The sequence below is a fragment of the Streptomyces chiangmaiensis genome (assembly GCF_036281785.1).
Taxonomy (GTDB): Bacteria; Actinomycetota; Actinomycetes; order Streptomycetales; family Streptomycetaceae; genus Streptomyces; species Streptomyces chiangmaiensis.
Map to the genome: position 1 here is coordinate 1 of NZ_JAYWVC010000033.1, position 14,338 is coordinate 14,338.

A 14,338-nucleotide genomic window follows, 5' to 3' on the forward strand; every position below is an offset into this window, starting at 1 on the left:
CTTTGTGGTGGTGTGCTTGCCCACGGGCAGCGCCTTGGTCCAGCGGAACCGGACCCGGCCCACCTTGGGAATGTTGACCATGCCCCACCGGCGGTGCACGCGGGTGATGTTCAGGTCCCGGCCCTGCGGAATGTCCACGGACATCACCGTGCGGAGGCGGCCCTTGAAGTTCGGGGCGTCGGCGCGGCCCTCCCAGCAGTTCTTCCACGCCCGGAAGTACGTCTTGAGCACCGCTTGCGCGGCCTGCGCGGGCAGGACGGCGAGGAAGTCGATGTCCTCGCGGGCCTGGCGGATCGCGGCGTCCGCGTTCGCGAGAGTCCGCATTTCCTTCGGCATCATCCGCCACCACGCGTGCAGCAGGTTCCACATCGTGCGGGCCGCGTGCGCCTGATCATCCGCCGCGCGAACCCCGGCAGGAGACAGCGCAAGCCGGGCACGGTGCCCGAACTGCCGCTTTGCCAGGGTGTCTTGACTCACAATCGAAAGCCTAGCGTTGGTTCATGTCACCGCGCTGGAACCCTGATCCCGATGTCAGAACCGGTCGCCATGTTGTCTACACCCTGCACGTTCACTTGGTTTTCGTCACCAAATGCAGGCGGAAGGCGTTCACCGACGCCATGCTGACCCGCACCGAAGAGATCATGCGGGAGGTCTGCACCGACTTCGAGGCCGAGCTGAAACAGCTCAACGGGGAACACGACCACGTCCAACTGCTCGTGCACTACCCGCCCAAAGTTCAGCTCTCCAAGCTGGTCAACTTCTACGATTACCCGGTTGACCGGTCGGCATGTCGGTCTGTGGGACCTTCCGGTCAGGTTCGGCTGTTTGACGTGTGGGGCGCATGGATGAATTCAGAAACGCAGGGTGGGCTGGTGGATGAGCTCTTGGACGTGGCCGTCGAGCGTCCGGCCCTCGATCAGATCGAGGTCGAAGTCGGCCGCACCTTGGAAGATCGGCTCCAGCCCGGTCTGACCGATGATCACAGGGAGGAGCGTCACCTGGACGCGGTCGACCAGACCGGCGGCCATCAGTGCCCGGTTCATCGACAGGTTGCCGTGCGAGCGCAACGGCACGTCGTTATGGGCCAAGGAGGGATCGCCGCCCTCGTGGTGCCTCGTTCTCCGCCGCCACCGGAGTCGCGGTATTCCACACGGCGCCATTGTTGACAGGTATGTGTCAGTAAGGTTTCCTATCGGTTTGGTGGCCGCCCCCACACCCACTGTCTTCGGACGATCCAGAAGAGGTGAACCGTGCCCCGTATTCGCTTTCGCCTGCGCTTCGCGGCTCTGGGCATCGCCGCGGCCACATGCGCCGCGGCCGTCGGCATCGGTGCGACCGCGCCCAACGCTGCCGGAGCCGTCACGACGGCGGCAGCCGCGGGCCCGAGCGCGGCCCAGCTGCTCTCCAAGGCACAGAACTGCACACCCGCGTCCAACGGCAAGTACGCCACCGACGACGGCGGCGCGTCCACCGTGCAGATCTGCAAGAACGGTTCCGCGTACACCTGGACAGCGGACATGGACATCGACTGCGACGGTGTCAGCACCACCCATTGCAACGCCTCGACCGACCCCTGGTACCAGCCGCAGACATCCTTCGAGACCTCCAACGGGCAGCCGTTCAGCTCCGAGACGACGCGCTACTACGTGATTCCCCTGCCCAGCAGCCGGTTCAACTACCAGTCCGCGGGCATCTCCCCGGGCAGCGTGGCGGCCGTGGTCTACAACGGCAAGGTCGCCTACGCCACGTTCGCCGACGAGGGCCCGGACAACATCATCGGCGAGGGTTCGTACGCGCTGGCCTCCGCGCTCGGCATCGACCCGAACCCGGCCACCGGGGGCACCGACGGCCCGGTGACCTTCATCGTCTTCCCCGGTCAGGTGCCCAACCCGGTGGAGAGCAACACCAGCATCGACGCGGTGGGCACGGCCGCGGCAACGAACTGGGTCGGCGACACCGGCACGCCTCCCCCTGGGGACGCCACCGGGCCGATCCGGTCCGGGTACGTCGGCAAGTGCGTGGACATCGCCGGCGCCGGCACCGCCAACGGCACCGCGGTCCAGCTGTACGACTGCAACGGCACCAACGCCCAGAACTGGACGGTGGGCAGCGACGGGACCCTGCGAGGGCTCGGCAAGTGCATGGACGTCACCGGCGCCGGCACCGCCAACGGCACCAAGGTCCAGCTCTACGACTGCAACGGCACCGGCGCGCAGGTGTGGCAGAAGTCCGGCAGCGGGCTGGTCAACCCGCACTCCGGAAAGTGCCTGGACGCGACCGGACCCAGTTCGGCCAACGGGACTCGGCTGCAGATCTGGAGCTGCGCCGGCACCGTCAACCAGCAGTGGACACTGCCTTCTTGAACCACTGCTGCGGCTCCCGGCTGCCGGAGTCGTGAACGCGGGTGGGGGCCCGCGGATCCGGTGCTCCCGCTCGGGCAGCCGCATCACTACCGGCCGGGCCCATCGGGCCCGGCCGGGCCTCGTGTGCCCGGGGTGCTGCGGGGCCGGGTCTCTGTCGGTGCACGCCTACCGCTCTTCGCGCACGTCATGGCACCACTGGCGAACCTGCCAGTGCTGGGGGGTGGTCTCGGCCGGCCACATTCGGGCGAGGGTACGCGTCGTGGCTGATGTGAGCCGGGCGGACCTGCCGTGAAGCCGGCCGGGTGATGCACGTGCGCCAGGGCGCCAGGCCGATCCCAGCCTGCTGGAGGATCTCCCAGACGGCGGAGGCAGTACCTTCATCCCGCGACGAGTCGTTCGCCGCGGATGCGTCGGTGCCCCAGTACCGGGCCATTCCGGCGGCCCTGCTCCATCGGTTCCCGGCGAATGTGCTGCCCGGACTGTCGTGGCTGCGGAACCGTGAATGGGGGCGGGAACCAGCGGCGATGGTGCCAAACCGCTGGTTCCCTTTGCGCTGCTCGGCCGCCGCGCATTCAACTCCCGTATGCAGCAAGGCGTCAAGGAGTCAGAACGGCTTCTGTGTCACAACCTCGTGAAGCTACATCGCCGGCGGGATCGCGTGGTCGTGTCAAGAAGTCGAGGCCAATGACGACAGGAACCTTTCCTGTCGGTTCTCTTGCGTGTTGCTTTCTTCGGTAGTTGACTTCGCGCTGCTCGGCCGCCCTTCTTCCCCCTCAACCGGTCTCGCACCATTCCCAGTTGGATGGCCCATGCGTATCAGACATCTGTCCCCCCTCGTCGGTTTCCTGGCGTCGGTGTCCCTGCTCAGTGCCGCCCCTGACGCCCAGGCAGCAGCCAACCCCGGTCCCGGCTTCCCCGCTCAGTACGTCGCGCCCTGGGTGGAGACCTGGAACTCCCCGTCCGCGATGGCGAACGCCCAGGCTGCCACCGGCGTCAAGCACTTCCACCTCGCGTTCGTCCTCAGCGACGGCACCTGTAACGCCACCTTCAACGGCAACGTGTCGATCAACGACGCCGGCTGGAGCACCGCGATCAACAACCTGCGGGCCTCCGGCGGCGACGTCATCGCTTCCTTCGGCGGCGCCGCCGGCACCGAGCTCGCCCAGGCCTGCGGCAGTGTGTCGGCGCTGCAGGCCCAGTACCAGCGGGTCATCGACGCGCTCAACCTCACCCGGCTCGACTTCGACATCGAGGGAGCGCCGCTCAAGGACACCGCCGCCAACGACCGCCGCAACCAGGCCCTCGCGAACCTCCAGGCGGCTGCCGCGGCCGCCGGCCGGAAGCTGGACATCGACTACACGCTGCCGACGAACCCCGACGGTCTCGACGGGGACGGGCTGAGCCTGGTCAACAACGCCAAGTCCCGCAACGTGAACGTCAACCTGGTCAACATCATGACCATGGACTACTACCAGAACGTCTCCGACATGGGTGCGGCCGCCGTCAGCGCCGCCAACGCACTCCACACCCAGTTGGCGAACATCTGGACCACGAAGACCTCCGACGAGTTGTGGGCCATGGAGGGCAACACCCCCATGATCGGCGTGAACGACTCGCGCAACGAGATCTTCACGACGGGCAACGCCACCACGCTCACCAACTTCGCCAAGTCCAAGGGAATCCAGCAGATCGGTTACTGGGCCCTGGGCCGTGACAAGGCCTGTGCGACCAACGGCACGCTGTCCGACAGCTGCAGCGGCACCCCGCAGAGCCCCTACCAGTTCGCCGGCATCTTCAACGGCATCAGCGACGATGGCGGCGGTGGCACCACCCACACCGGTCGGATCACCGGCTATGCGGGCCTCTGCCTCGACGACAGGGCCGCCTCCACGGCCAACGGCAACCCGATCCAGGTCTACACCTGCAACGGCACGAACGCGCAGAACTGGACGGTCAACGACGCCGACCACACCCTCCAGGTGCTCGGGAAGTGCCTGGACGTCCCGGGTGGCGGCACCGCCAACGGCATCAAGGTGCAGCTGTACGACTGCAACGGCACCGGCGCTCAGGTATGGGTCCCGCAGGCCAACGGCTCGCTGCTCAACCCGCAGTCGGGCAAGTGCCTCGACGACACCGACTGGTCCACCACGCCCGGTACCCAGTCCCAGATATGGTCCTGCAGCGGCAACGCCAACCAGAAGTGGAATCTCCCCGCCTAACCCGTTCCGCACCGGCAAGACCAGTCCGAAGGGCGAAACCTGCCATGCAACTGCGTCAGCTCCTGCGGCGGATCCGCGCCGCGACCGTGCTTCCCGGAACACTCGTGGCCGCGGCGGCCCTGCTCTCCGGCACCCTCGCCGGGCCGGCCGCCGCGCAGGGCACCGCCACCACCAAGGTGGCGGTCGCCGCCGCTCCCACCACCGAGGCGGCGGTCGCCGCCGCTCCCACCACCTTCACCCACCCCGGCGTGATGGTGAGCAGATCCCAGCTGGACTACGTGCGCACCCAGGTCCTGGCCGGCGCCCAGCCATGGGCATCGGCCTACCAGCAGATGACGTCCAGCTCCTATGCCTCCCTGTCGCGGGTCCCCAAGCCGCGGTCGGTCGTCGAATGCGGCTCCTACTCCAACCCCAACTACGGCTGTACCGACGAGCGGCAGGACGCCATCGCGGCCTACACCGACGCGCTGATCTGGTACATCACCCGCGACAGCCGGTACGCCGACAAGGCCATCGAGCTGATGAACGCGTGGTCGGCAGTGATCACCGACCACACGAACAGCAACGCCCCGCTGCAGACCGGCTGGGCGGGTTCGGTGTGGCCCCGGGCCGCCGAGATCATCCGCTACACCTACACCGGCTGGTCCTCCTCGGACGTCAGCCGTTTCACCACGATGCTGCGCAACGTCTACCTCCCCGAGGTCATCAACGGATCCAACAGCAACGGCAACTGGGAACTGTCGATGATGGAGGCGGCCGTCGGCATCTCCATCTTCATCGAGGACCCTGTCAGCTACGACAAGGCCATCGGCCGTTACCTGAACCGGGTCCCGGCCTATATCTACCTGTCCTCGGACGGTTCCCTCCCAAAGACGGTGCCCGGCAGCGGCCTGGACACCTCGCAGGAGATCATCAACTACTGGCAGGGCCAGTCGACCTTCGTCACCGGCCTCACCCAGGAGACCTGCCGCGACTTCACCCACACCGGGTACGGAATCTCCGCGATCTCGCATGTCGCCGAGACGGCGCTGATCCAGGGCCAGGACCTGTACCCGCAGGTCGGTGAGCGGCTGCGGCAGGCGCTGGGCTTCCAGAGCACGTACGAGAACGGTGCCGCGGTCCCGTCCTGGCTCTGCCCGACCCCGGCCACCAACGGGGTCAACCGCGGTCTGGGCCCGATCACCGAGCCCGGCTTCAACGCCATGCACAACCGGTACGGCTATGCGATGGCCAACACCCAGTCGTACACGGAGTCGCACCGCCCGCAAGGCACCAACGACCTCTTCGTCGCCTGGGAGACCCTGACCAACGCCGACAACCCCTACGTGGCCTCCGGCACACCGCCACCACCGCCCCCGACTGGCCCGATCACCGGTATCGGCGGCAAGTGCGTTGATGTCGCCGGTGTCAACAGCGCCGACGGCACCGCCATCCAGCTCTGGGACTGCAACGGCACCGCGGCCCAGCAGTGGACCGTCTCCAGTGACGGATCCCTGCGGGCCCTCGGCAAGTGCATGGACGTCACCGCCGCCGGAACGGCCAACGGCACCAAGATCCAGTTGTACTCGTGCAACGGCACCGGTGCCCAGCAGTGGCAGCCCCAGACGAACGGCGCGCTGGTGAACCCGGCGTCCGGCAAGTGCCTGGACGCCACCGGGCAGAGTTCCGCCAACGGGACCCGGCTGCAGATCTGGTCCTGCACCGGCACCGCGAATCAACGGTGGACCCTGCCGACGTGATCTGACGCGGCCGGGTAACACCGACCGTGCCCGTGTGGAAGTTCCGGACCGGAACGCAGCGGTCTGTCCGCCGGTGAAGTACGGCAACCGGCGTCGGTGCAAGAGCGTCACCAGGGCGGTGCCGCAACGGCGATCAGAGCCGTCGGCGTGTCTCCGTGCGTGCCGGTGAGGCGGAGCAGTAGGGCGGGCCGGCGCGGCAGAACATGGTCCTCGGGCAGGCAGGTGTTGGGGGTGGGGCCGGGTTCGGGGTGGGTGGCGCTGGCGTGGCCCAGGCGGCAGCGGTAGCCGGGACGGTGGTGGGTCCAGTGGGACTCCATGCGCCGGTTGCAGACGCCGCAGCACAGGAGCCCGGCCAGGAGATACGTGGCGTCAATGCGCCGGGTGCGGCCTGCAGAAGGCCGCACCCGGCGTGGGTTACGGTGAACGACGCTCTCGGCCACCAGAACCGCGGCTTCATCTGGACCGGTGGGCAGGCGGCCGCCTTCCAGTACTTGCCGTGCGGGATCTCGTCGGCCATCCGGCCGACCGCGAGGTGCGATCCCGGACTTGACGGACGGGTGGGGCGACCCCATAGGCTGCCCCGTCCGCGACTGTCTGGGGGAGTCATGACGAGTAGGTTCACCGAGTTGGTTGTCGACTGCCACGATCCGGAGCGGCTCGCGGCCTTCTGGTGCGCGGTCCTGGGCTTCAAGGTGATCGACCGGAGCGAGGGCAAGGTCGAGATCGGCTCCTGGGAGCCTACCGTCGAGGAGGTCCGGGCCCGCCAGATGCCGCCCACCCTGCTGTTTATCCGGGTGCCCGAGGACAAGACGGTGAAGAACCGGCTCCACCTGGACGTCAGCCCGATCGACGGCAGTACTGACGACGAGGTGGCCAGGCTGCTTGGCCTCGGCGCCGCCAAGGTGGACGTGGGCCAGGGCCCTGGCCGGAGCTGGGTGGTCATGACCGACCCCGAGGGCAACGAGTTCGACGTCCTGCGCACCCTGGCACCGTCCAACTACATGATCACTCCCAAGGGTTAGTGGAAGACGCTCACGATCGCACCGGGTGCCAGTGCCGCGGTCACCGTGACCGTCGACGCGAATGCTCCGGACATCACGCAGCCCGGCACGTACAAGACGGCTCTCGTGATCGCGCCGCATACGTCGTACGCGACGCCGAACGGGGCCGGCTCAGACGTCCGGCGGCGTTGGCGCCATGCGCCGCCGTCAGTCTTGCGGAGCCGCCGGGCTGCCCTGACTGGTGAGGGCCGCCGGCATCCCTGGGAGACCCGTCCTGCCTGGGAGGTCCAGCCCCGGCGGTTGGTCGCGCCCGGGGACGCCGGAATCGTGGCGATCCGCGCCCGGGCGGACGCCGGTCTTGGTCAGTCGCAGTTGGGGGTGGCCGGGTACGCAACGGCGTCCGATCGCTGGCGAGGGGATGGTGGCGAACTCGCACTTCGGGTCACGATGTGGCCATCCTCGGGACAACTGATGCCATGGACACCTCCGCCGGCAAGCTCGTCTACTAGTCTGGATCGGCGAGGCGGGCGCGCACGGCGTCGAGGATGCTTTCGAGCTCTTCGAGCTGTTGCTCGGTGAGCGCGTCCGCGAAGTAGTGCTTGACGGCCCGCAGGTGTGGTGCTGAGGCCAGTCGGAAGGACCGCAGTCCTTCATCGGTGATCGCGACGACCGTGCCCCGGCTGTCCGTGGGACACTCCTCGCGGCGGACGAGTCGTCGACGCTCCATGCGGCCAAGGTGGTGCGACAGTCGGCTGCGCTGCCAGCCGATGGCGTCGGCGAGCTCGGAAGAGCGCAGGTGGTGCCTTGCAGCCTCACTGAGCGTGAGCATCACCAGATAGTCGCCTCTGGACAGGCCGACCTGTTGGAGTTGCGCGGTCAGCCGCCGGCTCAGCTCCTCCATTGTGTCCATGAGGGAGCGCCACATCGTGAGCTGCCTGGCCGTGAGGCGCCGCTGTGCGGGTCCGATGCTCGGCGTTGTTGTGTCCATGGTTCCCATGTTCACTCGCTGATTGACGCGTCAAGTATATGGCATATGCTTGACGCGTCAATTACTCAGGGCTGCGCTGTGGAAACGTACGGGTGGCACCCGCTGGTCATCGGGATCGACAGCTACGGAGACATCACGTCGGATGACGAGGGTGGTCGTGCCGTGCAGGGCTATGAGGCGATGAGCAGCGCCTTGGCGCCGAGTGTCGTGGGGTTCAAGCCGACTGCCCGTCGGATTCCGATCGACGGCGTGATCGCCAATGCGCCGACCCTCGACACCATCGGGGTCTTCGCCGCGACGCTCTCGGCAGCGGCGGTGGCAGCAGCCGTGCTGTGCGACGGCTGGCAGCCAGTGCGGGACACCGAGCGGAAGCCCCCAGTGCTCGGCGTGCCCGACGGGCCCTACCTGGAGCAGGTCGGAGCGAAGGCGCGCGCGGCATTCGAAGCGCAGGTGGCGGCCCTGTCCAGCGCCGGGCTTCCCGTACAGCGATGCGCCGGTCGTCATCAGTCGGTTTGATCACTCTTTGTGGTTGGATGTTTACAGGGGGTGTCAACTCCTTTCCGCGGGGAGCCGGCACCCTGCCGTACGACCAGACAGGAGCAGTCGATGGTGGAGCGGCCGAGCATCCTCACCGACCGCAGTGCGGCGGGCGCGACGACAGCTGGAGCGAGAAAGCCGGCGATGAAGAAACTGCCCGAGGTCACTCTGGCCTTCTGGGTCATGAAGATCGCCGCGACGACGTTGGGCGAGACGGGCGGAGACCTCTTCGCGCAGACGCTGCAGATCGGCTACTTCCTCACCACGATCGCGCTATTCCTGGCCTTCGTGGTGACGCTGGTGGTTCAGTTGCGGTCGCACCGTTACCACCCGTTCTTCTACTGGACCGTGATCCTGTCGACCAGCATGGCCGGCACCACGATGTCCGATTTCATGAACCGGGACGCGAGTGCCCAGTACCTTTCCAGCGGGGCAAGTTCGCTGGGCTGGGGTCCGCAGGGCCTTGGATTGGGCTATCCGGCGGGAGCCGCAATCCTCGTCTGGATCCTGCTGGTGATCTTCCTGGTCTGGAAGTTGAGCGGCATGACCTTCCAAATCCGCGACATCGTTACTTTCCGGGGAGAGGTGCTGTTCTGGTCGGCAATCCTCGTGTCCAACACGCTCGGCACGTCGATGGGAGACTTTCTGTCCGACAGCTCCGGCCTCGGCTACGGGGGCGGCGCGCTCCTGGTGACCGGGGGCCTGGCCGTGCTGGTGGCACTGATGAAGGTGCCGGCTGTGCCGAACGTACTGTTGTTCTGGATTGCCTTCGTACTCACCCGCCCGCTGGGTGCCACAGCGGGCGACTTCCTGACCAAGCCCGTCGCCAAGGGCGGCCTGGACCTCGGCACGGTGGGTTCGTCCGCGGTGCTGCTGGCCATTCTGTTCGGTCTGATGGCCCACGCTCAGGTGCGGGAGCGGAAAGCGTCCGCCGGGCAGGGCACGAAGCAGGAGCCGGTCGGCCGGCGGGCGGGTTGATGCTCGGACACCTCTATGCAGGCGGAGCGTGCCCGGTGAGGTTCATCCCCGGGAGTGGACACCGGATTTCATGTCGGCCGGAGCGGGACGGGCCCAGCACCCGGCACAACCGCTTGACGCCGGAGTCGGCGCGGCTGTCGGAGATGAAGTCCCAGCGGTGGGGCCTCACTTCACCTCCCTGGTGAAACAGCCGGGCGTTCTCGGCGGCAGCCAGGCCGGCTCCTCGGCCGGGCTCTCGCGACTGTCCCGCTCGAGGGTCGCCGAGACGGCGGGCCGCGCAGCCCACAGACGTAGTCGCACAGGCCCCGGGGGCGGGACCGTGTCGTGGCCCCGCCCCCGGCGGCTGCGCTCCTTTCTCAGCGGTGGTGCGCAGACGTCACTTCAGTCCGAAGGCTCGGACGATGGTCTGCTCCACGGCGTTGCCGTCGGAGTCACGGGCGCCTGCCCGCAGGGTGACGAAGCGGGCGCCCTCGGGGGCGTTCAGCTCGGTGCGCCAGCCGCGGCCGTCGGGTGTCCGGGTCAGGTGCGCCGGATGCCAGGTGGCGCCGTCGTCGTAGGACAGCTGCAGGGTCCCGTCCTGGAAGGCGGCCGGGGGCAGCTCCGCGTAGGCCTTCGGCCACTGACCGGAAGGCTTGGCCGGCTTGATGGTGAACGCCGCGTCGCGGCTCGCCTTGCCCGAGAAGTCCGTGTTGACGTCGTAGTCGAGCTGCACCAGCGGCAGAGGCAGGTTCTGATACTGCTGACCGGCCGCGGACGTGAAGTCCCACACTGTTCGGGTGCGGGTGGAGTAGGGGCTCGCCCACGTGCCCCGGGAGAACTCCGAGACGATCCGGTACGGAAGCCGCTCGGGCTTCAGCCCGGTCGCGGAGGCGTAGTAGTCGGGCGACTGGGCGAGCAGGGTGTCGCCCTGGTAGATCGACGTTTTCGCCTGGACGCCGGGATCGGAGGCGTAGCCCATGCGGTCGGCGCCCGCGTCGCCCCATCCGGCGACGAACGCGAAGAGGGCGTCGTCTTGGCGGGACAGCATCGTGTTGCCGTACGAGACACGCGGCCTCTGGATAGGCGAGAACCAGTTCGCCGCCGTGCGGCTCCCCGCACTGTAGTGCTTGTCCGCGGCGATGACCCGGGTCTCACCGGTCACCATCGCGCTCTCCCGGAACTGCACGTCGGGGGACACGTAGTCGGTGCGATTGCCCTGGCCCTGCCCCGGAATCTCCGGCCATCCGATGGCCCACCAATCGGACTCCGGATACACGTCGTAGCGGAAGTCCGTCGCCTGGGCGGGACGGTAGTTGCGGAAGGACATGTCGACCCGGGCCAGGTCGCCGGTGTCCGGTCGGTACGCGAGATCCGTCGGGATCTGGTTGTGGTACTTCCGTACCACGTCGTACAGGTACTCGGTGGTCGGGTTGGAGTACACGTCCAGTGCGGTGCCGGACTCGGTGGCCTGTGAGATCAGGCGGCGGCCATCCTCCTGGCCCAGTGTCGCGATGTTTATCGGCGCGATGCTGTCGAAGGCCAGCGGCTCCACGGGCCCGGGGCCGTCGTTGACGACGAGCAACAGCGCGGCTCCGGCCGACGCTGCGGTGGCCGCCTGCTCGGACAGCCCCACCGTGTCGTTGCGGTCGACCACGACGGCCTTGCCGCGGACGTCACGTCCCTGGTAGTCCGCCGCGGCACCCTGGCCCACGTACACGGGCTTCAGTCGGTGCGATCCCTTCGACAGGGGCTTCGTCCCGCGCCGTACCAGCATGTCGTCGAACGCCGTGCCGCCCATGGAGATCTTCAGTGCGGGCTGCTCGTTGCGCCACCGGGTGCGCACGTCGAAGGTTCCCTCGGTCACCTTCCCGGTCGGCACCGCCCAGAGGCTGTCCTCCGTGCGTGGCACGAGGAAGGACATCACCTGGTTGCCGGCGTCCGTGAAGGCACGCGTGTAGTCGACCCGAAGCGCGCTGCTCCTGGACTCCCGAGGCGTCAGCAGCTTCATCTGGCGCGCCTTGGCAGCGCTGAGCACGATGGTGGTGTCACGGTTCAGGTCGAACTGCGGCACCGCGACCAGGGCGCGTCCGCGGGACTGCGGACCATGACTGCCCTCGACCTGCATCCACTGACCCAGCGACCAGGTTCCGGCCGGGAGTTGGAGCGTCAGAACGCCGGGCGAGTCGAAGTCGAAGCTGATGTTCCAGTTGTTCACAAAGGGGTCGGAGGTTTCGTCGGACGCTCCCATGAGCGTTCCGGGACCCGTGTAGAGCGCGTCCGACCGGTCCTTGGACACGACCGTCAGCTTGAACGTCTGGTTGGCGGTGGCGAAGCCGATGGCGGTGTGGGCGAGGCGGACGCCTGCCGCCGAGGCGTCGATGCGTGCGTCGTAGGTCGTCCCCCGGGCGGCCTTGTCGACGTTCGCGGTCACGGTGACCGTGCTGGTTCCGTGCGCCGGGACGGTGACCTTGTCCTGCGACAGGGTGAACAGGCCGGCCGGGGCCTTCGGAGCCGAGACCGCGAGGTCCAACGCCACCGGGGCGTCGCCGACGTTGGTGTACGTCACCGTCTTGTCGACCGTCGCGCCGGGGTCGGCGGGCCAGGTGTGCTCGCCCAGGGAGACCGTACCGGTGGCGTACAGGGTGGACTTGGTGGCGGCGGCGATGTCCACGCGGCCGGCACCCGCCTGGAAGGAGGTGTAGTCCGGGGTCGGCTTGGAGGTGCTGACCAGGGCGTCCTTGATCTGCCGGCCGGTCCAGTCAGGGTGCTCCGCGGCAAGCAGCGCGGCGGCTCCGGCGACATGCGGAGTGGCCATCGAGGTGCCGCTCATCGTGGTGTAGTCGCCCGTGCCGCCGGCGTACCGCGAGCGGGCGGCGAGGATGTCGACGCCGGGGCCGGTGATCTCCGGCTTGACCGCACTGTCCGACCAGCGCGGGCCGCGGCTCGAGAAATCGCCAGTTGGTCGTTGCCGTCGACGGCACCGACGGTCAGTGCCGCGTCCGCTGCGCCGGGCGCGGCGACCGTCTTCGCGTTCGGACCCGAGTTGCCCGCGGCGATGGTGAACAGCGCGCCGGTCTCGGCGCTGAGCTGGTTGACGGCCTGGCTGAGTGGGTCGGACCCGTCGGTGGGGCTACCGCCCAGGCTCATGCTGATGACCTTGGCGTGCGCCGTCCGGGCGGCCCACTCCATACCGGCCAGGATCCAGGATTCCTGCCCCTGACCGGAGTCGTTGAGGACCTTGCCCACATGCAGCCGGACGCCGGGAGCGACGCCCTTTTCCTTGCCGCCGGAGGCAGCACCGGTACCGGCGATGGTCGAGGCCACATGGGTGCCGTGGCCGTGGCGGTCCACGGTGTCCGTCTCGGCGGTCGCCTGTCCCTGAGGACCGCCACCGTCGCCGGGGTCCAGGTCGGGTACGAAGCTGGTCGCCTCGGCGACCTGGCCCACCAGGTCGGGGTGACCGTCGTCGACGCCGGTGTCCAGCACGGCGACGTCCACACCCTGACCGGTATTGCCGCCCTTCCACACCTCGGGTGCGCCGATCTGCGCGGTCGAGTCGGCGAGGGTCGCTTTGGCCTTGCCGTCCAGCCAGACCTTGGAGATACCGCCGGCCAGGGTGGGCTTGGGGGCGGGCGAGGCGAGGAGGGTGTTGCTGCGGGCCACCGCGGACGCGCTCACCTTGGAGGTGATCGCCGACCAGAACTCGGCTGCCTTGCCGTGCTCCTCGGTGAGGGCTGCACCGTTGATGCTGGAAAGGGTACGGACCCGGGTCGCACCGCGTGGTGCGGCCTGTGTGCGGGCGGTAGCACCGCGGGTGTAGGTGACGATGAGCGGCAGATGGCTCACCCGGGCGTCGTCGTAGCCGTCGGCCACCAACCCGGTGACGTTGAAGAGTTCCTTGTCGAGGAGTCCGGCGGAGACGTACGGCGCGGCCGAATCGGGGTACACATACAGGTCCTTGCCGACCTTGTCGGTGTGCGCGGCGATGGGCTCACCGTGCGGACCTCTCACTGTCACGGTGCCGGCGCCTCCGGCGGGCGTGACCACAACCTTGTCACCGGTGATCAGGGTGACGGTACGCGGGCGGGACTGCTGGGCCGCTGCCGCGGCTGGCCCGGACGCACCGGCCGACGCCGAGCTCTCCACCTGTCGTGCGGCCTGCGCGTCCGCGGATGTCGTGACCGAAAGGGACAACATGGCCGCCGTGATGCCAAGCGCCGTCAGCTGTCCTCTGCGAGAGGATATATGAGGCAATGTGAATTCACCGCCGTGTTTGCGGGGGTAATATCCGCTGATCATGCGGTGTTTGCTTCCGGTCAGCCATACCTGAAAGGTGTCGCTATTGGGCATGGCACAGATGCGCCAGCGACGACCGCAGGCAGAGCGGCAGCGCTCACCCCGCGCGGCAGCGTTGCCTCTGCCGAAAACCTCATCTGCCCGGGTCACGCAGCATGTTCGTACTCGTGGAGGATGCCGCCGAGGCGATCGTCCCCGGCAGCTCGCGTCTTCGGGGTCCATGACCAAGCTCCTGGCG

General features: G+C 68.1%; 9 protein-coding genes and 5 pseudogenes. 8 read left to right on the forward strand and 6 right to left on the reverse strand.

Going from position 1 to position 14,338, the window contains the following annotated elements:
• Window positions 1-477, reverse strand: a pseudogene (locus tag VXC91_RS13330) (RNA-guided endonuclease TnpB family protein); the annotation flags it as partial.
• A 23-nt stretch (window positions 478-500) separates the two neighbouring features.
• On the opposite strand from VXC91_RS13330, the pseudogene tnpA reads away from it, so the two are divergent.
• A pseudogene (gene tnpA / locus VXC91_RS13335) lies at window positions 501-758 on the forward strand (IS200/IS605 family transposase); the annotation flags it as partial.
• A gap of 93 nt (window positions 759-851) precedes the next feature.
• Here tnpA and VXC91_RS13340 read toward each other — a convergent pair.
• Window positions 852-1,079, reverse strand: a pseudogene (locus tag VXC91_RS13340) (dihydrofolate reductase family protein); the annotation flags it as partial.
• Between the two features lie 171 nt (window positions 1,080-1,250).
• Here VXC91_RS13340 and VXC91_RS13345 point away from each other — a divergent pair.
• From VXC91_RS13345 to VXC91_RS13360, 4 genes and pseudogenes are all read left to right on the forward strand, one after another.
• On the forward strand, window positions 1,251-2,363 hold the full coding sequence (locus tag VXC91_RS13345) for a ricin-type beta-trefoil lectin domain protein (RefSeq protein WP_329507368.1): 1,113 nt from the start codon (window positions 1,251-1,253) through the stop codon (window positions 2,361-2,363).
• Between the two features lie 809 nt (window positions 2,364-3,172).
• The gene (locus tag VXC91_RS13350; RefSeq protein WP_329507369.1) at window positions 3,173-4,582 is read left to right on the forward strand and encodes a ricin-type beta-trefoil lectin domain protein; all 1,410 of its coding nucleotides are present in this window, start codon (window positions 3,173-3,175) and stop codon (window positions 4,580-4,582) included.
• 44 nt (window positions 4,583-4,626) lie between these two features.
• Window positions 4,627-5,904, forward strand: a pseudogene (locus VXC91_RS13355) (alginate lyase family protein); the annotation flags it as partial.
• A 3-nt stretch (window positions 5,905-5,907) separates the two neighbouring features.
• Window positions 5,908-6,321 carry a ricin-type beta-trefoil lectin domain protein gene (locus tag VXC91_RS13360; RefSeq protein ID WP_329507405.1) on the forward strand — a complete coding sequence of 138 codons (414 nt, stop codon included), beginning with the start codon at window positions 5,908-5,910 and terminating at the stop codon, window positions 6,319-6,321.
• Between the two features lie 107 nt (window positions 6,322-6,428).
• Here VXC91_RS13360 and VXC91_RS13365 read toward each other — a convergent pair whose 3' ends face one another.
• On the reverse strand, window positions 6,429-6,725 hold the full coding sequence (locus VXC91_RS13365) for a zinc ribbon domain-containing protein (RefSeq protein ID WP_329507370.1): 297 nt from the start codon (window positions 6,723-6,725) through the stop codon (window positions 6,429-6,431).
• 201 nt (window positions 6,726-6,926) lie between these two features.
• Between VXC91_RS13365 and VXC91_RS13370 the strand changes: the two genes are divergently transcribed.
• Complete coding sequence (locus tag VXC91_RS13370; RefSeq protein ID WP_329507371.1) at window positions 6,927-7,343, forward strand: VOC family protein; 417 nt, start codon at window positions 6,927-6,929, stop codon at window positions 7,341-7,343.
• A gap of 484 nt (window positions 7,344-7,827) precedes the next feature.
• Here VXC91_RS13370 and VXC91_RS13375 read toward each other — a convergent pair whose 3' ends face one another.
• A complete protein-coding gene (locus tag VXC91_RS13375; RefSeq protein ID WP_329507372.1) occupies window positions 7,828-8,310 on the reverse strand; it encodes a MarR family winged helix-turn-helix transcriptional regulator in 483 nt (160 codons plus the stop codon).
• A 78-nt stretch (window positions 8,311-8,388) separates the two neighbouring features.
• Between VXC91_RS13375 and VXC91_RS13380 the strand changes: the two genes are divergently transcribed.
• Window positions 8,389-8,826, forward strand: coding sequence for an amidase family protein (locus VXC91_RS13380; RefSeq protein ID WP_329507373.1), 438 nt, complete (start codon window positions 8,389-8,391; stop codon window positions 8,824-8,826).
• A 90-nt stretch (window positions 8,827-8,916) separates the two neighbouring features.
• Window positions 8,917-9,825, forward strand: coding sequence for a COG4705 family protein (locus VXC91_RS13385; RefSeq protein WP_329507374.1), 909 nt, complete (start codon window positions 8,917-8,919; stop codon window positions 9,823-9,825).
• Between the two features lie 376 nt (window positions 9,826-10,201).
• Here the strand turns inward: VXC91_RS13385 and VXC91_RS13390 are convergent, their stop codons facing one another.
• Both VXC91_RS13390 and VXC91_RS13395 read right to left on the reverse strand, forming a co-directional pair.
• Complete coding sequence (locus VXC91_RS13390; RefSeq protein ID WP_329507406.1) at window positions 10,202-12,052, reverse strand: PA domain-containing protein; 1,851 nt, start codon at window positions 12,050-12,052, stop codon at window positions 10,202-10,204.
• Between the two features lie 486 nt (window positions 12,053-12,538).
• Window positions 12,539-14,322 (reverse strand): annotated as a pseudogene (locus VXC91_RS13395) (S8 family serine peptidase); the annotation flags it as partial.
• Between the last annotated feature and the right edge of the window lie 16 nt (window positions 14,323-14,338).

What these genes read in the sequence shown, in the direction of transcription:
- VXC91_RS13350 (WP_329507369.1), top strand. Translation starts at nt 3,173, where the DNA reads ATGCGTATCAGACATCTGTCCCCCCTCGTCGGTTTCCTGGCGTCGGTG.
- VXC91_RS13370 (WP_329507371.1), top strand. Translation starts at nt 6,927, where the DNA reads ATGACGAGTAGGTTCACCGAGTTGGTTGTCGACTGCCACGATCCGGAG.
- VXC91_RS13375 (WP_329507372.1), bottom strand. Translation starts at nt 8,310, where the DNA reads ATGGACACAACAACGCCGAGCATCGGACCCGCACAGCGGCGCCTCACG.
- VXC91_RS13385 (WP_329507374.1), top strand. Translation starts at nt 8,917, where the DNA reads ATGGTGGAGCGGCCGAGCATCCTCACCGACCGCAGTGCGGCGGGCGCG.
- VXC91_RS13390 (WP_329507406.1), bottom strand. Translation starts at nt 12,052, where the DNA reads ATGGGAGCGTCCGACGAAACCTCCGACCCCTTTGTGAACAACTGGAAC.